17 protein-coding genes are annotated in these 14,195 nt (G+C 69.5%); 5 read left to right on the top strand and 12 right to left on the bottom strand.

All coding sequences use genetic code 11. The features are described from left to right. Positions 1–27: 27 nt before the first annotated feature. The 8 genes from FN821_RS04475 to FN821_RS04435 form a co-directional block, all read right to left on the bottom strand. A complete protein-coding gene (locus tag FN821_RS04475; protein WP_241660085.1) occupies positions 28–540 on the bottom strand; it encodes a GtrA family protein in 513 nt (170 codons plus the stop codon). Between the two features lie 302 nt (positions 541–842). Continuing rightward, complete coding sequence (gene mutM / locus FN821_RS04465) at positions 843–1,691, bottom strand: bifunctional DNA-formamidopyrimidine glycosylase/DNA-(apurinic or apyrimidinic site) lyase (RefSeq protein WP_131171263.1); 849 nt, start codon at positions 1,689–1,691, stop codon at positions 843–845. Then, complete coding sequence (rnc, locus tag FN821_RS04460) at positions 1,691–2,446, bottom strand: ribonuclease III (RefSeq protein WP_206661983.1); 756 nt, start codon at positions 2,444–2,446, stop codon at positions 1,691–1,693. Before rnc ends, mutM begins: the two co-directional genes overlap by 1 nt. Then, on the bottom strand, positions 2,443–2,634 hold the full coding sequence (gene rpmF / locus FN821_RS04455) for a 50S ribosomal protein L32 (protein ID WP_131171264.1): 192 nt from the start codon (positions 2,632–2,634) through the stop codon (positions 2,443–2,445). The genes rnc and rpmF overlap by 4 nt, the downstream gene beginning before the upstream one ends. 42 nt (positions 2,635–2,676) lie before the next feature. Then, the gene (locus FN821_RS04450; protein ID WP_131171265.1) at positions 2,677–3,165 is read right to left on the bottom strand and encodes a YceD family protein; all 489 of its coding nucleotides are present in this window, start codon (positions 3,163–3,165) and stop codon (positions 2,677–2,679) included. Positions 3,166–3,299: 134 nt separating this feature from the next. Beyond that, positions 3,300–3,770, bottom strand: a complete 471-nt coding sequence (locus FN821_RS14170; protein ID WP_165489234.1) for a hypothetical protein — start codon at positions 3,768–3,770, stop codon at positions 3,300–3,302. After that, complete coding sequence (coaD, locus tag FN821_RS04440) at positions 3,767–4,258, bottom strand: pantetheine-phosphate adenylyltransferase (protein ID WP_131171266.1); 492 nt, start codon at positions 4,256–4,258, stop codon at positions 3,767–3,769. The genes FN821_RS14170 and coaD overlap by 4 nt, the downstream gene beginning before the upstream one ends. Next, the gene (locus FN821_RS04435) at positions 4,255–4,842 is read right to left on the bottom strand and encodes an RsmD family RNA methyltransferase (protein ID WP_131171267.1); all 588 of its coding nucleotides are present in this window, start codon (positions 4,840–4,842) and stop codon (positions 4,255–4,257) included. Before FN821_RS04435 ends, coaD begins: the two co-directional genes overlap by 4 nt. Before the next feature lie 61 nt (positions 4,843–4,903). Here FN821_RS04435 and FN821_RS04430 point away from each other — a divergent pair, with 61 nt between their 5' ends. Continuing rightward, positions 4,904–5,344, top strand: coding sequence for a pyridoxamine 5'-phosphate oxidase family protein (locus FN821_RS04430; protein WP_131171268.1), 441 nt, complete (start codon positions 4,904–4,906; stop codon positions 5,342–5,344). Positions 5,345–5,347: 3 nt separating this feature from the next. On the opposite strand, the gene FN821_RS04425 is transcribed toward FN821_RS04430, so the two are convergent. Further along, a complete protein-coding gene (locus FN821_RS04425) occupies positions 5,348–7,543 on the bottom strand; it encodes an ATP-dependent DNA helicase RecG (protein WP_131171269.1) in 2,196 nt (731 codons plus the stop codon). 238 nt (positions 7,544–7,781) lie between these two features. Then, positions 7,782–7,967 (bottom strand): 50S ribosomal protein L28, encoded by a 186-nt coding sequence (rpmB, locus tag FN821_RS04420; protein ID WP_131171270.1) that lies wholly within the window; start codon positions 7,965–7,967, stop codon positions 7,782–7,784. Positions 7,968–8,181: 214 nt separating this feature from the next. Between rpmB and FN821_RS04415 the strand changes: the two genes are divergently transcribed. Next, positions 8,182–8,625 (top strand): hypothetical protein, encoded by a 444-nt coding sequence (locus tag FN821_RS04415; RefSeq protein ID WP_131171271.1) that lies wholly within the window; start codon positions 8,182–8,184, stop codon positions 8,623–8,625. On the opposite strand, the gene FN821_RS04410 is transcribed toward FN821_RS04415, so the two are convergent. Further along, positions 8,612–10,294: a ribonuclease J gene (locus FN821_RS04410; protein WP_206661984.1), complete on the bottom strand. Its 1,683-nt coding sequence runs from the start codon at positions 10,292–10,294 to the stop codon at positions 8,612–8,614. The two genes, FN821_RS04415 and FN821_RS04410, sit on opposite strands and share 14 nt — an antisense overlap. An 82-nt stretch (positions 10,295–10,376) precedes the next feature. On the opposite strand from FN821_RS04410, the gene FN821_RS04405 reads away from it, so the two are divergent. Genes FN821_RS04405 through FN821_RS04395 form a run of 3 tightly spaced genes read left to right on the top strand, consistent with a single transcriptional unit; the run spans position 10,377 to position 12,707 of the window. Beyond that, positions 10,377–10,991 (top strand): NAD(P)-dependent oxidoreductase, encoded by a 615-nt coding sequence (locus FN821_RS04405; RefSeq protein ID WP_131171272.1) that lies wholly within the window; start codon positions 10,377–10,379, stop codon positions 10,989–10,991. A gap of 22 nt (positions 10,992–11,013) precedes the next feature. Next, the gene (locus FN821_RS04400) at positions 11,014–12,180 is read left to right on the top strand and encodes a DUF480 domain-containing protein (RefSeq protein WP_131171273.1); all 1,167 of its coding nucleotides are present in this window, start codon (positions 11,014–11,016) and stop codon (positions 12,178–12,180) included. Next, complete coding sequence (locus FN821_RS04395) at positions 12,177–12,707, top strand: GNAT family N-acetyltransferase (protein WP_131171274.1); 531 nt, start codon at positions 12,177–12,179, stop codon at positions 12,705–12,707. The genes FN821_RS04400 and FN821_RS04395 overlap by 4 nt, the downstream gene beginning before the upstream one ends. A gap of 86 nt (positions 12,708–12,793) precedes the next feature. Here the strand turns inward: FN821_RS04395 and gabT are convergent, their stop codons facing one another. Next, positions 12,794–14,128, bottom strand: coding sequence for a 4-aminobutyrate--2-oxoglutarate transaminase (gene gabT / locus FN821_RS04390; protein ID WP_206661985.1), 1,335 nt, complete (start codon positions 14,126–14,128; stop codon positions 12,794–12,796). Between the last annotated feature and the right edge of the window lie 67 nt (positions 14,129–14,195).

Here is a 14,195-nt window from a genome sequence, read left to right as displayed (position 1 = left end):
GGCTCACACCCTAACGATCGCGAGCCGTCAGGCGGACTTCGCCGAGTGGCGGTCGCGGACCGAGGTGAACGTCCAGAGCTTGTTCACGATGAAGTTGATCGGCATCGTGACGACGATGGTGATGAGCTGACTCCAATACTCGCGCGACTGCAGGCCGGCGTTTTCGTGCCAGTACGGCTCGGGCAGGACGAGCGGCGAGATCGGGTTCGTGAGCGCGATCTTGATGAAGATCCCGACGACGGCCGCCACCGAGCCGACCGCGACGAACGGCCAGAACTCGTGCCAGAAGGGCGCCTTGTCGCCGTGCCTAAACGTCCAGTAGCGGTTCAGCACGAAGTTGAACACCACGGCGACGCAGAAGGCGCCGATCCAGACGAAGGTGGTGTAGCGGATGTTGTACGGCGTGCCGGGCAGCGAGATGAGGACGCGCTGAGCGTTGACGGTGCCGCCGTTGAGCTTGTTGAGGATCACCGTGACGATCATGTTCACCACGACGCCGGCGCCGCCGACCAGTCCGAATTTCACAAACTGGCGCAGCACGATCCCATGCTGGTCGTAGAGGCGCCTCACAAGCGCGAGAGTCTAGCGGTGGCCTCCTGTGGACGCCGTCGGCGCAAGTTCGTCCCCCGTCGGCCGCCTGCACCGCGTCCTCGTGACTGACGCCGTGCTTGAGTGCGTTCGGGTGGACCTTCACGCCGCGACGTGAGCCAGTTCGCGTCGGATCGCCTCAGAGCGGCTGACGCTGTCCCGACCCGCGATGGCGTCCAGGGCGGCCACTTCATCAACAGTGAGCCTCACCGCGACGAACTGCATCGCTGCGTGGTGCTGGTGTTTGGACGAAGTCAGCTCTCGCGCCTGGGCACGGTCTGGCAGCGTGGGCAGAAGAAGGACGACCTGTTCATGAAGTGCTCGCGGACGATCGGCGTCCCGCAGCGCGCGCACGGCAGGCCCTCGCGTCCGTAGGCGTTCAGCGTCCGATCGAAGTAGCCCGATTCGCCGTTCACGTTGACGTACAGCGCGTCGAACGACGTGCCGCCGACGGTGAGGGCGTCCGACATGACGTCGCGCGCGGCGTCCAGCAGTGCCCGGACGCGACGCGGCGCGAGTCCGTCCGCCGGATGGTCGTAGTGGACGCCCGAGTGCCAGAGCGCCTCGTCCGCGTAGATGTTGCCGATGCCGGACGTCACCGTCTGATCGAGCAGCACCCGCTTGATGCCGCTCCCCCGCCGCCGGATGCGGGCGACCAACGCGTCGACATCGAGGTCGGGATCGAACAGGTCGCGTCCGATATGGGCCACCTCGTCCGGTAGCTCCGCGCCGCCCGGGCTCACCGACAGGCCGCCGAACATCCGCTGGTCGACGAAGCGCAGCTGACGCCCGTCGTCCAGGTTGAACAGGACGCGCGTGTTGCGCGGCAGCTCGGCGGCGGGGGCGTCCACCCGGAACTGGCCGCTCATCCCGAGGTGCGCCAGGACCGCATCGCCGTCCTCCAGCGGCAACCACAAGTACTTGCCGCGCCGGCGCGGCTCGCCGAAGCGGCGTCCGGTCAAGGTGGCGGCAAAGTCCTCGGGCCCGGCAGCGTGACGCCGAACCGGACGCGGATGGAGGACGCTCACGGCGTCCACCCGACGGCCCGTGACGACGGACGCGAGACCGCGCCTGACGGTCTCGACCTCGGGCAGCTCAGGCATCAGCCGTCGGTGGCGGCGTCCTGCAGGACGTCCGTCTGATCCAACTCGGACGCCTTCGCGCGGCCGGCCAGAATGGCCTCGTAGGCGAACTGAGCAGCCCCCTGCTCAGCCTCCTTCTTCGAGCGACCGATGGAACCGTCGTACAGGACGCCCCCGATGGACGCCCGCGCTTCGAAGCGCTTGTCGTGGTCTGGTCCGGACGCCTCATGCACGTACGTGGGCATCGCCAGACCGAGTTCGGAGCAGAGGTCCTGGAGCGACATCTTCCACTCCAAAGCGGCGCCCTTGGTGTCAGCGACCGTGATCATCTCGTCGACGATGCTGTGGACGTACGTCGTCGCGGCGTCCCGGCCGGCCGAGATGTAGACGGCCCCGATCAGGGCCTCCATCGTGTCGGCGAGGATCGAATCCTTGTTCGCACCGCCGGTCAGGATCTCGCCGCGGCCGAGGCGGATCAGGCGGCCCAGGTCCAACTCACGAGCCCGCACGGCGAGGGCCGCGGTCGACACGACCGCGGCGCGCAACTTGGCCAGGCGACCCTCGGTGTAGTCGGGGTAGTGGCGGTACAGGTGCTCGGTGACCACGAGCCCGAGCACGGAGTCACCGAGGAATTCCAAACGCTCGTTGTGCGGAGCAGCGTCGTGCTCGAACGCCCACGAACGGTGTGTCAGGGCAAGCTCAACGAGCTGGGGATCGACTCCGATCCCCAGCTCGCCTAGCAAGATCTGGATGCGGCTGTCAGCCGCGTCGCTCACGGCTCGAGGATCTGCCGACGCGACGCGCGGGGGCCGTACTGACCGCAGGCGGGGCACGCCGTGTGCGGCAGGTGCTTCTCGCGGCAGGCCGCGTTGGCGCACGTCACGAGCGTCGGGGCCGCCATCTTCCACTGGGAGCGGCGCGAGCGCGTGTTGGAGCGGGACATCCTCCGCTTGGGAACAGCCACGTCAAACTCTTTCCTCGTATCGGCCGGAAGGCCTGGGGATCACTATCCGTTGTCGTTCGCCCAGTCGGTGAGGGCGGCCCAACGAGGGTCGACTTCACCGGCGTGACCGTGTTCGGGATCTGCGTTGAGGTCGGCCCCACACCGGGGGCAGAGCCCTGCGCAGTCCGCTGAACACAGCGGAATGAACGGCAGGTCGAGCACCACCGCGTCCCTCAGGACGGGCTCGAGATCGACGAAGTCTCCCTCGACGCGGCTGGCCTCGTCGTCCTCGGAGTCCTTGTCCGGGAAGAGGAACAGTTCTTGAACGTCCACCGTCTCGGACGAGACGAGCGGCTTCAAGCACCGAGCGCACTCCCCGGCGAGCCGGACTTCGGCGACGCCGGTGACCAGGACGCCCTCCACGACCGCCTCGAGCATGAGATCGAGCTGGATGGGAGAGCCCACGGGTACCCCGATTACGTCGTTGCCAAAGCCCTCGGGAGCCGGGGTTTCCCGTTGCACCTGCTTCATCCCACCCGCGTGGCGACCCATATCGTGAATGTCGAATACGAGCCCGGAACGCGGGTCAAGAACGCGATGCACCGTAACGCCCCTTCACCCTTGGCACGACAGCGCCATAACCGAGGGGCAAGACTACCGTGCCGCCGATGGGGCGGCAAAACGGCTCAGGCGTCCGTGGGGTCGTCCAGGCCGGAGCGCTCCGACAGGCGCGAACGCATGGTCTTCAGCTGGTTCAGCGTCTTGGACATGTAGGCCTCAAGCTCGGCCATGCGCTGGTCCACGTAGGCGTCCGCTTCGCGCCTCAGGGCGTCCGTCTCGGACTTCGTGCGATCCGTGAGCTCGGACGCCTTCGCCACGGCCTCGGCGTGCAACTCGTCCTCGGTCACGATCCGCTCGGCCTCGGCGCGCGCGTCCGCCACGATCTGGTGGGCTTCCGCCTGGGCTGCGGCGATCGCCTCGGCACCGGACGCCTTGGTCGCGGCGTCCTGCTCCTCACGCACGGCCGACATGGCCTGGTCGAGGAGCCCGACCACCTCGGACCGGTTGACCATGCAGGACGCCGACATCGGCACGGATTTCGCCTGCTCGACGAGCGTCTTGATCGCGGCAACCAGATCGGCTGCTGACTGCGTCATGACTTTGCCTCCTTGCGTTGGGCGACCCTGTCCCTGATGGCGGTGTTCACGCTTGCCGGAACGAACTCTGACACGTCGCCACCGTATGACGCCACCTCGCGAACGATGGTCGACGACACGGCTCCCCAGCGAGTTGTCGCCGGAAGCAGCACGGTCTCGATCCCGGTCAGCCGGCTGTTCATCTGCGCCATGGGCAGCTCGAACTCGAAATCGCCCGCGAACCGGACGCCCTTCACGATCACCCCACACCCGTGGGCTCTGCTGAAGTCGACCAACAGGCCTTCCAGCACGACGACCTCGATGCCGTCCCGGGCGCCTAGGGCGTCTTTGAGCAGGGCGACCCGTTCTTGAGCGTCGAACAGGTAGTTCTTGGCGCTGTTGCGGCCGACAGCGACGAGGACCTCGCCGAACATGGCGTGGGCGCGATCAATGATGTCCAGGTGCCCGTACGTCACAGGATCGAACGAGCCCGGGCAGATGGCCCTCATTCGACCTCCTGGGTGGCGAAGTACAACGTGGTCTCACCGTAGCGCCGCGACCACGTGTTACGCAGGACCGTAGGCCACGGAGGAGCGACGTCCCGCGCGGACCGTTCGGTGACGATCAGCCCGTCGCCCGCCAACCAGCCACTCTCGACGATGCGGGCGCCGACGCGAGCGACGGCGTCCGAGTCGAGGGCGTACGGAGGGTCCAGCCAGACGATGTCGAACGGACGCCGGGCCCGCTCGGCCAGGTAGGCGTCCACCGAGGAGACCACGACGTCGACGGCGAGCCCCAGCGTGGAGACATTCCGGCGAGCGACGGACGCCGTGGGCGCGTCCTTCTCGACGGCCACGACCGGCCCGGCGCCTCGGCTGGCGGCCTCGAGGGCGACCGCGCCCGAGCCGGCGAACAGGTCGAGGAACGAGAACCGGTCGAGCTGGGTGTCGGCGGGCTCCCCCGCGGTCCCGGCCCAGGCTGCGATGAGGTTGAACGCGGACTCCCGGACGCGGTCGGACGTCGGCCGGGTGCGGTCGTGGGGCGGCATGACCAGCCGTTGGCCGCCGCGGCGACCCGCAACGATCCGGGACATGGGCGTGAGCTTATTGATGGAAACCCTGCGCGGCGAACGCAGCCGGAGTAGAAAGCTCCCCATGAACGCTGCCCCAGATCCTGTTGTCAACCTCACCGACGACCAGTGCTGGGCCGTGCTGTCCGGCTGCAAGGTCGGACGCCTCGTCACCTGCGTCGACCGCCATCCCGAGATCTTCCCCATCAACTTCGTCACCGACGGACGCTCGATCGTCTTCCGGACCGCCGAGGGCACCAAGCTCTTCACCGTCACCATCGGCTCCGAGGTGGCCTTCGAGGTGGACGGCTGGGACGGCACGGGGGGCTGGAGCGTCATCGCCCGCGGAGCGGCCGAGCAGGTCCGCGGCGACAGCGAGATCGACCATCTCGAAACGCTGCCCCTGCGCCCCTGGGTGCCTATCGTCAAGACCCATTGGGTGCGCATCGTGCCGACCGAGGTCACCGGACGCCAGTTCCACTTCGGCCCCGAACCCGAGAAGGACTACTCGCTCACCAGCGGCTAGAACTCAACTGCGGTCGATCCAGTCACCGTCGGACAGTTGCTCGGTGTAGGTGACGGCGTCGGCGAAGCCAGGAGTCGTCCGGTCCGGGTCGAGAGCCACGGCCCTCTCGGCCACCGCGCGCGCCCTGGCGATCACCTCGCCGTGCTCGAGAACCCTCAGTAGGCGCAGCGACGATCGGCCGCCCGACTGGTCCGCGCCGAGCACGTCGCCCTCGCGGCGCTGGGCGAGATCGAGTTCGGCGAGCTCGAAGCCGTCGCGGGTGGACGCGACGGCCCGGAGGCGGAGCCAGCTGTCGGCGTCCGACGGCGCGTGGCTGACCAGCAGGCAGACGCCCGGGTGCTCGCCGCGGCCGATGCGTCCGCGCAGCTGATGCAACTGCGAGATGCCGAAGCGATCGGCGTCCCAGACGATCATCATCGCCGCGTTCGGGACGTCCACGCCGACCTCGATGACGGTCGTGGCCACGAGGACGTCGAGGGCCCCCCGGGCGAACTCGGCCATCACCCGGTCCTTGTCGTCGGTGGGCAGCTGGCCGTGCAGCATGCCGACCCGAAGCCCCGCGAGTTCGCCGACGCTGAGGCGCTCGTGCAGTTCGGCGACCCCCAGGTAGTGCCGCGTGGTGCCGTCGCCCAGCTTGTCGTCGGTGGACGCGATCCGCGGCGCGACGACGAACACCTGACGGCCTTGGGCGACCTCCTCCCGGACGCGCCCCCAAGCGCGCTCGACCCAAGCCGGCTGCCGCAGCCCGTCGACCACCGTCGTCGAGACGTCGGCCCGGCCCCCGGGAAGCTCCGCCAGGGTCGAGACCTCGAGGTCTCCGAAGACCGTCATCGCCACCGAGCGCGGGATCGGGGTCGCCGTCAGCACCAGCACGTGCGGACGCGCCTCGGCCCGGTCGGTCAGCTGGGCACGCTGCTCGACGCCGAAGCGGTGCTGCTCGTCGACGACGACGAGCCCCAGCTCGGCGAACTGGGTGCGCTCGTTCAGCAGCGCGTGCGTGCCGATCACGATGCCCGCCTCGCCCGAGGCAGCCTTCAGCAGGGCGTTGCGCTTGGCGATCGCGGTCATCGAGCCGGTCACGACGACGACATCGGTGGCCTCGTCGGCCGCGCCGAGGGTGCGTCCGGCACCCAGGTCGCCGAGCAGGCCCGTGATCGTGCGGAAGTGCTGGTGCGCGAGCACCTCGGTGGGCGCCAGCAGGACGCACTGCGCGCCGGCGTCCACGACCGCCAGCATCGCCCGCAGTGCCACGAGGGTCTTGCCCGACCCGACCTCGCCCTGCAGGAGCCGCTGCATGGGACGCTCGCGCGCCAGGTCGGCGAAGATCGCCTCGCTCACCTCCACCTGGCCCGCCGTGAGCGTGAACGGCAGCCGTGCGTCGAAGACGTCCAAGAGCCCGTTCGGACGCCGTCGGCGCGGCCCCGCGGAATGCCGGGCGTTCTCGGCCCGCCGGTAGGCCATCGTCAGCTGAGCGCTGAACGCCTCGTCGAACAGCAGCCGGTCGCTCCCGGCGTCTACGTCGCCCATCCCACGCGGACGGTGCACCCCGGCGAAGGCGTCCGATAAGCCAATCACGTGGCCCTCCTGGCGCACCCATTCGGGCCACGGGTCGTCGGCGTCCTGCACCGTCTCCAGCGCGATGCGCGCGCACTCGGCGATCGTCCAGGTCGGCAGCTTGGCGGTCGCGGGGTACATGCCCACCAGCCCCGAACGCGACAGCTCGACGATGCGCTCGTCCTCCTCGGACCGTCCGACGACCGAGCCGTCGGCGTCCAACATGATGAACTTGGGATGCGACATCTGAAGCGCGTCGCGGAAGCTGCCGACCTTGCCGACGAACAGTCCGCGGACGCCGTGCCCGAGCTGCTTGCGCCACCACTCGCACAGGTGCGGCTTGCCGAAGAACGTGGCCGTCAGGACTCCGTGACCGTCGCTCAACACCGCCTCGACGCGGCTGCTCGGACGCCCCTGGGAGCCGTACTTCGCCGTCTTCACCTCGACGCGCGTGACCTTGGCCATGACGGCCACGAGCTCGCCCTCTTCCAGCGAGCTGAGGTCCGTGAGCTCGGTGCCGGCGAGGTAGCGGCGCGGCAGATGCTTGAGCAGATCGCCCACCGTCTGGACCCGAACCGACTCGAACGCCTTCGCCGCCTTCGCGCCGACCGTGAGCGCGAGCGGCGCGTTCAGGCGTCGAAACATCTCGGTACGCCAAGGCGACAGGGCGGCGTCCTCAACGAGCCTCAACGCGGGTCTCACGCGGCTGAGTTTATGGGGTGGCTCGGACAGTCAGACCCGTCCCGCGCTCCGCGGTCCTCCCGTCCGCGGCGGCCCGGGATTCCTCCGCGGCGGCACGGGCGTCAGGCGGACGCCGACCGCGCGGCGCCGTCCGGACGCGACAAGGGCCCGCTCAGACGAGCGGGCCCTTGTCGACTGGGAACTAGCGGCTGACCTTGCCAGCCTTGATGCACGACGTGCAGACGTGCATGCGCACCGGCGTGCCGTTCACGACGGCGCGGACGCGCTGGATGTTCGGATCCCAACGACGGTTGGTCTTCTTCTTCGACCAAGGCACGTTGTGCCCGAAGCTCGGGCCCTTGGCACAGATGTCACACACGGCAGCCACTTCGGAGCTCTCCTTGCAGTCTCGGAACCGGCCCGAGGGGCCGATGGGGATTGGCTCCCCACGACAGGGAACCGGTCGATGGTATCCGATGCGGCCAGCCGTGGCGAAATCAGGGGGACGCCTGCCCGGCCCCAGGTTCCCCGGCGGTCACCGACTCTGATGCGCCGCGCGACGACTCCATAGCGTGGCCATCACCCCCACGAAGGAGCCTCAAATGCACACCATGCAACGACACACTCGAGCGCTACGCGACGCGATCGTCCCGTCCCTGGTCCTCGCGGGCGTCTACTTCTCGCTGCCCCTGGTAGCCAAGCTCACTGAACTGGTTGCCCCACAGGCCGGTGCCGAACTCGACTCGCTCGGGCTGCAGCTCACCTACCTGTTCGTCGTGTGCCCGCTGGCGGCGCTCGTGATCGGCGGGGTCGCCGGGCGCGAACGAGGCTGGGTCTGGCCCTTGGTCCTCGCCAGCGCCCTGCTCTGGATTCCCGCTGCGCTCAGCTCACTGAACGAGTCAGCCCTGCCCTACGGGTTCGCCTACGGCCTGCTGGCGCTGATGGGGGTGGTCCTGGGTAGCTGGTGGCGTCACTTGGCCCCGGTTCCTGCGCCACCGCCGCCCCCCGCCCCGAGGGTGGCCGTCATTGGGCTCAGGTCGCGATGACGACCGGCACGATCATCGGACGCCTCCGGTAGGTCCGGCTCACCCAACGTCCGATCCGGCGGCGCATCAGCTGCTGCAGCTCATGAGTGTCCTCCGCGCCGTCGGCCAGGGCCGCGCGGAGGGCGTCCGACAGCTCGGCCGCGATCTCGTCGAAGACGGCATCGCCCTCGACGAAGCCGCGCGCGGTGATCTGCGGCTCGCTGACCAGTTCCATCGAGTGCAGGTTCACGGCGGCGATCGCCGAGATGAACCCCTCCTCGCCGAGGATCCGGCGGTGTTCGAGCTCGGCGTCGGTGATGTCGCCGACGGTCGAACCGTCGACGAAGATGTAGCCGCACTCGAGGCGTCCGACGACCTGGACGCGGCCCTTGCGCAGGTCGACCACCGTGCCGTCCTCGACCACGAACACGTGCCGCGGCTCGACGCCCGTGGCGATCGCCAGGTCGGCGTTGGCCTTCAGCTGGCGCAGCTCGCCGTGGACGGGCATCACGTTGCGCGGCTTGACGATGTTGTAGACGTACAGCAGCTCGCCGGCGCAGGCGTGGCCCGAGACGTGGACGAGCGCATTGCCCTTGTGAACGACCTTGACGCCGTTGCGCGTGAGCCCGTTGATCACCCGCGACACCGACATCTCGTTGCCGGGGATCAGCGAGGACGCCAGCAGCACGACGTCGCCGGGGCATCCCTCGATGACCGGATGCTCCTTGGCGGCGATCCGCGACAGCGCACTGAGCGGCTCGCCCTGCGAGCCGGTCGACACGATGACGACGCGATCGTCCGGGTAGCGGTCGAGGTCGTCGAGCGCGATCAGGGTGTCGCCGGGCACGTGCAGGTAGCCCAGCTCGGCAGCGATCGTCATGTTGCGGACCATCGAGCGGCCGACGTAACACACCTTGCGGCGGGTGGCGTGGGCGAGGTCGAGCACCTGCTGCACCCGGTGCACGTGCGAGCTGAAGCAGGCCACGATGATCTTCGCGGACGCCTTCGCGAAGACCCGTTCCATGGCCGGGGCCACGTCGATCTCGGAGGTCGTGAAACCCGGCGTCTCGGCGTTCGTCGAGTCGACCAGCATGAGGTCGACGCCCTTCTCGCCGGCCCGCGCGAAGCCGCGCAGGTCGGTGAGGCGCTTGTCGAGCGGCAGCTGGTCCATCTTGAAGTCGCCCGAGTGCAGCACGGTCCCGCCGCGGGTGGTGATGACGACCGCGACGGCGTCCGGAATCGAGTGATTGACGGGCAGGAACTCGCACGCGAAGCCGCCGAGGGTGACGTGCTCGCCGTCCGCGACCTCGCGCAGGTCGTGGTTGCGGATGCCGTGCTCCTTGAGCTTGCTGCGGACCAGCGCCAACGTCAGCCGCGTGCCCAAGATCGGGATGTTCGGACGCCGGCGCAGCAGGTACGGGACCGCGCCGATGTGGTCCTCGTGGCCGTGGGTGAGGATCAGGGCCTCGATGTCGTTCAGTCGGTCCGAGATGAGATGCAGGCCCGGCAGGATCAGGTCGACGCCCGGCTGCGAGTCGTCCGGGAACAGGACGCCGGCGTCCACCAGCAGGATGCGTCCGTCGATCTCGAAGCTGGTCATGTTGCGGCCGACGTCGCCGCAGCCTCCGAGCGGGGTCACGCGGAGGGTGCCGGGGGCCAGCTCGGGCGGGGTTCGTAGATTCTCACGCACGAGGCCACCCTAGGCCGTGCCTCGGACAGCGCCCGCATCAGGGGCGATCGCCACCAGCCTCAAAGGCAGGCAGGATGACCCCATGCGAATCATCGTAATGGGCGCCAGCGGTGGCACGGGCGCGTTGTTGGTCGAGCAGGGGCTGGCGCGCGGGCACGAGCTGGTCGCGGTGTCCCGCCGCGGGACGGCCTTCGGTGGAGCCGAGAACATCACGGGGGACGCCGGCGACGCGTCCGTCGTCCGGCGCGCCGTAGGCGAGGGCGCGGACGCGGTCGTGCTCGCGTTCGGTGGCACCAAGGGCTCCCCCACCGCCCGAACGGACGCGACGCGGGGCGTCCTGGCCGCCCTCGAACGGGGCTCGGTCGGCAGGATCGTGGTGCACTCGTCCATCGGCGCGGACGGCTCCGAGGTGTTCCTGCCCGCCCTCTCGCGTCCGGTCATCAAACTGCTGCTGGGCAAGGCGCTCGCCGACCACACCGGGCAGGAGAAGCTGGTGCAGGCATCCGGGTTCGACTGGACGCTGGTCCGCCCCGGCGGGCTGACCGACGGGCCCGCGACCGGACGCGCCCTCGCGCTGGAAACGCCAGGACCGCTGCAGTCGCGCGTCGCGCGCGCGGACGTGGCGTCCTTCATCCTGGACTGCATCGAGGACCCGGCCACCGCGGGCAGGTCGTTCGCCCTCGGGATGCCCGCCTGATCCCCGGGTAGCATCAGGCCTCATGCCTGACCTGCCCACCCTCGACGCCGCCGAACAGCGCGTCCTCGGCACGCTGCTCGAGAAGGAGATCACCGTCCCGGCGACCTATCCCCTGTCGCTGAACGGCCTGCGGTCGGGCTGCAACCAGACCAGCAGCCGCGAGCCCGTGACGGCCTACGACGAGGCTGAGCTGAGCGCCGTGTGCCTGCGCCTGCAGGAGCGGCGGCTGATCCGGCTGGTCCGTGAACACGGCGGACGCACCGTCAAGTACGCCCAACGACTGAGCGAGACGATGGGCATCGACGGACCCGAGCGGTCCCTCCTGACCGTGCTCCTGCTTCGCGGCGCGCAGTCGGGCGGCGAGCTGAAGACGCGCACCGAGCGGCTGCACCCGTTCGCGGATCGCGGCGAGGTCGAGTCGTGCCTGGCCGCGATGGCCGTGGCTGATCCGCCGCTGGTGCGCGAGCTTCCTCGGCTGCCCGGCCAGCACGACCCGCGATGGATCCACCTGCTGGGTCCGGTCGACCTGCCGGTCGGCGCGGAGCCAGCCGTCGACGTCCTCGTGGATGGGCCGGACGCGCGCGACGCCAAGGTGTTGGCCGCCTACGCCGAGGTTGCGGGCGACTACTCGGTGCATGACGACGCTTTCGGCGACTGGCTGCTGGGTCGCCTGGTCGGGCTGGCCGAGGGCGGACCCATGGCCGACGTCGGCTGCGGGGTGGGCCGCGAGACCAGCCAGCTCAAGTCGCTGGGGGCCAAGATCATCGGGTTCGACCTATCCCCCGCGATGGTCGAGCGGGCCCGGGCCGAGCACCCTGGCGTCCGCTTCGAAGTCGCCGACCTGCGACACCTGCCCAAGCCCGACGGTGGCTGGGCCGTCATCGTCGCTCATGACGCGCTCGTCCATCTCGCGGCGACTGAGCTGCCGGACGCCGTCGCCAGTCTCGCGGCGCGGCTGCGTCCGGGCGGCTGGCTGAGCCTGTCGCTGCCGACCGGCCGAGGCGTCCGGCACGTCGACGACTGGTTCGGACATTCCGTGGACCTCGTGTTCGTCAACCACGAGCCGGACGCCGTCCGCGCGGCGGTGCGCTCGGCGGGGCTGGAACTGACCGAGTGGTACCTGCGTGGCGGGGCTGACACCGAACAGCGCCTCCACGTACTCGCTCGACAACCGGGAGGACTCTCATGATCGCCGATTCCGTTCGGCTGGCCCTGCCCGGCGAGGCGGCGGCCATCGCAGCCATCCAGCGCCGAGCCTGGGAGCAGACGCTGCCGGGCGTCGCGACGTCGTTGCAGCGTTCGATCACGCTGGCCGAGATGACGGACGCCTGGATCGCGGCCATCGTCAAGCCGCCCCTGGCGCAGCACCGGGTGCTGGTCGCCGTCGGCGACGAGCGGATCGTCGGCTTCGCGGCCGTCGGCCCGTCCGGCGACCCGGACGCGGTGGCGTCCGAAGACGGTCAGGTCGCCGAGTTCACGATCGACCCCCAGGCCCAGCGCCAGGGTCACGGCTCGCGGTTGCTGAACGCCGTGGCAGACACCCTGCGCACCGACGGCTTCCGGCGCGCTTCCTGGTGGATTCCGTCCAAAAACGACCCGCTGCGGGCCTTCGTCACCGAGTCAGGCTGGATCGCCGACGGCGCCCACACCCAGTGGGCCCTCGACGACGACGCCCCCAGCCTCAAGCTCGTCCGACTCGTGACCGCCCTGAGTTAGGAAGGACGAATCGTGCTGGCTGACCCGTGTCGACGCCGAACGGCTCGGGGCTTCGACAGGCTCAGCCTACGGATCCGTGATCAGGGCTAGCCCGCGGCCAGGATCTCCTTCTTCAGGACGCCGAGGGCGTCGGTCAGCAGGTCGTCTCCGATCACCAGCGGCGGCAGGAGCCGGACGATGTTGCCAAACGTGCCGCACGTCAGGATCAGGACGCCCTCGGCGAGGCACGCTCCGGCGACGGCCTTCGCGGCGTCCGGATTCGGCTCGGACGTGCCGGGCTTGACGAACTCCAGCGCCATCATGGCGCCGCGTCCGCGCAGCTCGCCGACGACGCCGGCGCCGACGAGGTCGCCCAGTTCCTGACGGATGAGCCCCTCGATGTGCCGGGCCCGCTCCAACAGCCTCAGCTCCTCGACGGCCTCGAACGCCGCCACGGACGCCGCACAGGCCACCGGGTTGCCGCCGTAGGTGCCGCCCAGGCCGGACGCGTGCGAGGCGTCCATCAACTCGGCGCGTCCGACGACGCCCGACAGCGGCATGCCGCCGGCGAGGCCCTTAGCGACCGTCATCAGGTCGGGCACGACGCCCTCGTGATCACAGGCGAACCAGGCGCCGGTCCGGGCGAAGCCCGACTGGATCTCGTCCGCGATGAACACCGCCCCGTTCGCGGTGCACCAGGCCGACAGCGCCGGCAGGAAGCCCTCGGCCGGCACCACGAAACCGCCCTCGCCCAGGATCGGCTCGATGACCACCGCAGCCACGTTCTCGGCTCCGACCTGCTTCTCGACGAGCAGCAGAGCCCGGGCAGCGGCCTCGGCGCCGGTCAGGCCCTCGGGGTCGCGGTACGGGTACGACATCGGAACCCGGTAGACCTCGCCCGCGAACGGTCCGAAGCCCTGCTTGTAGGGCATGACCTTGGCGGTCATGGCCATCGTGAGGTTGGTGCGTCCGTGGTAGGCGTGATCGAAGACGACGATCGCCTGCCGCTTGGTGGCGATGCGCGCGATCTTGACGGCGTTCTCGACCGCCTCGGCGCCGGAGTTGAACAGGGCCACCTTCTTGGCGTGATCGCCCGGCGTGTGCTCGATCAGCTTCTCCGCGACCGCGACGTAGCCCTCGTAGGGGGCGATCATGAAGCAGGTGTGGGTGAAGTGGGTCACCGCCTCCTGAACCGCCGCGACGACGCCCGGGTTGGACGCCCCCACGGTCGTCACCGCGATGCCGGACCCGAGGTCGACGAGCGAGTTGCCGTCGACGTCGAGGATCACGCCGCCGTCGGCGTCCGCTGCGTACACCGGCAGCGAGGACGCGACACCCGCGGCGATCGCGGCCTTGCGGCGGGTCGCCAACTCGGCCGACTTGGGTCCGGGGAAGGCCGTCACCAGGTTGCGGACCTGCGGCAGCCGATAGGTGATGCTCATGATTCTCCTTGCAGGCGATCTCATTCCCGACTTCTGCCTGGACAACCATGCACAAGTCGGGATTGGG

Source organism: Propioniciclava tarda, assembly GCF_900182665.1.
GTDB lineage: Bacteria > Actinomycetota > Actinomycetes > Propionibacteriales > Propionibacteriaceae > Propioniciclava > Propioniciclava tarda.
This window is presented reverse-complemented; position numbering and strand designations above follow the sequence as displayed.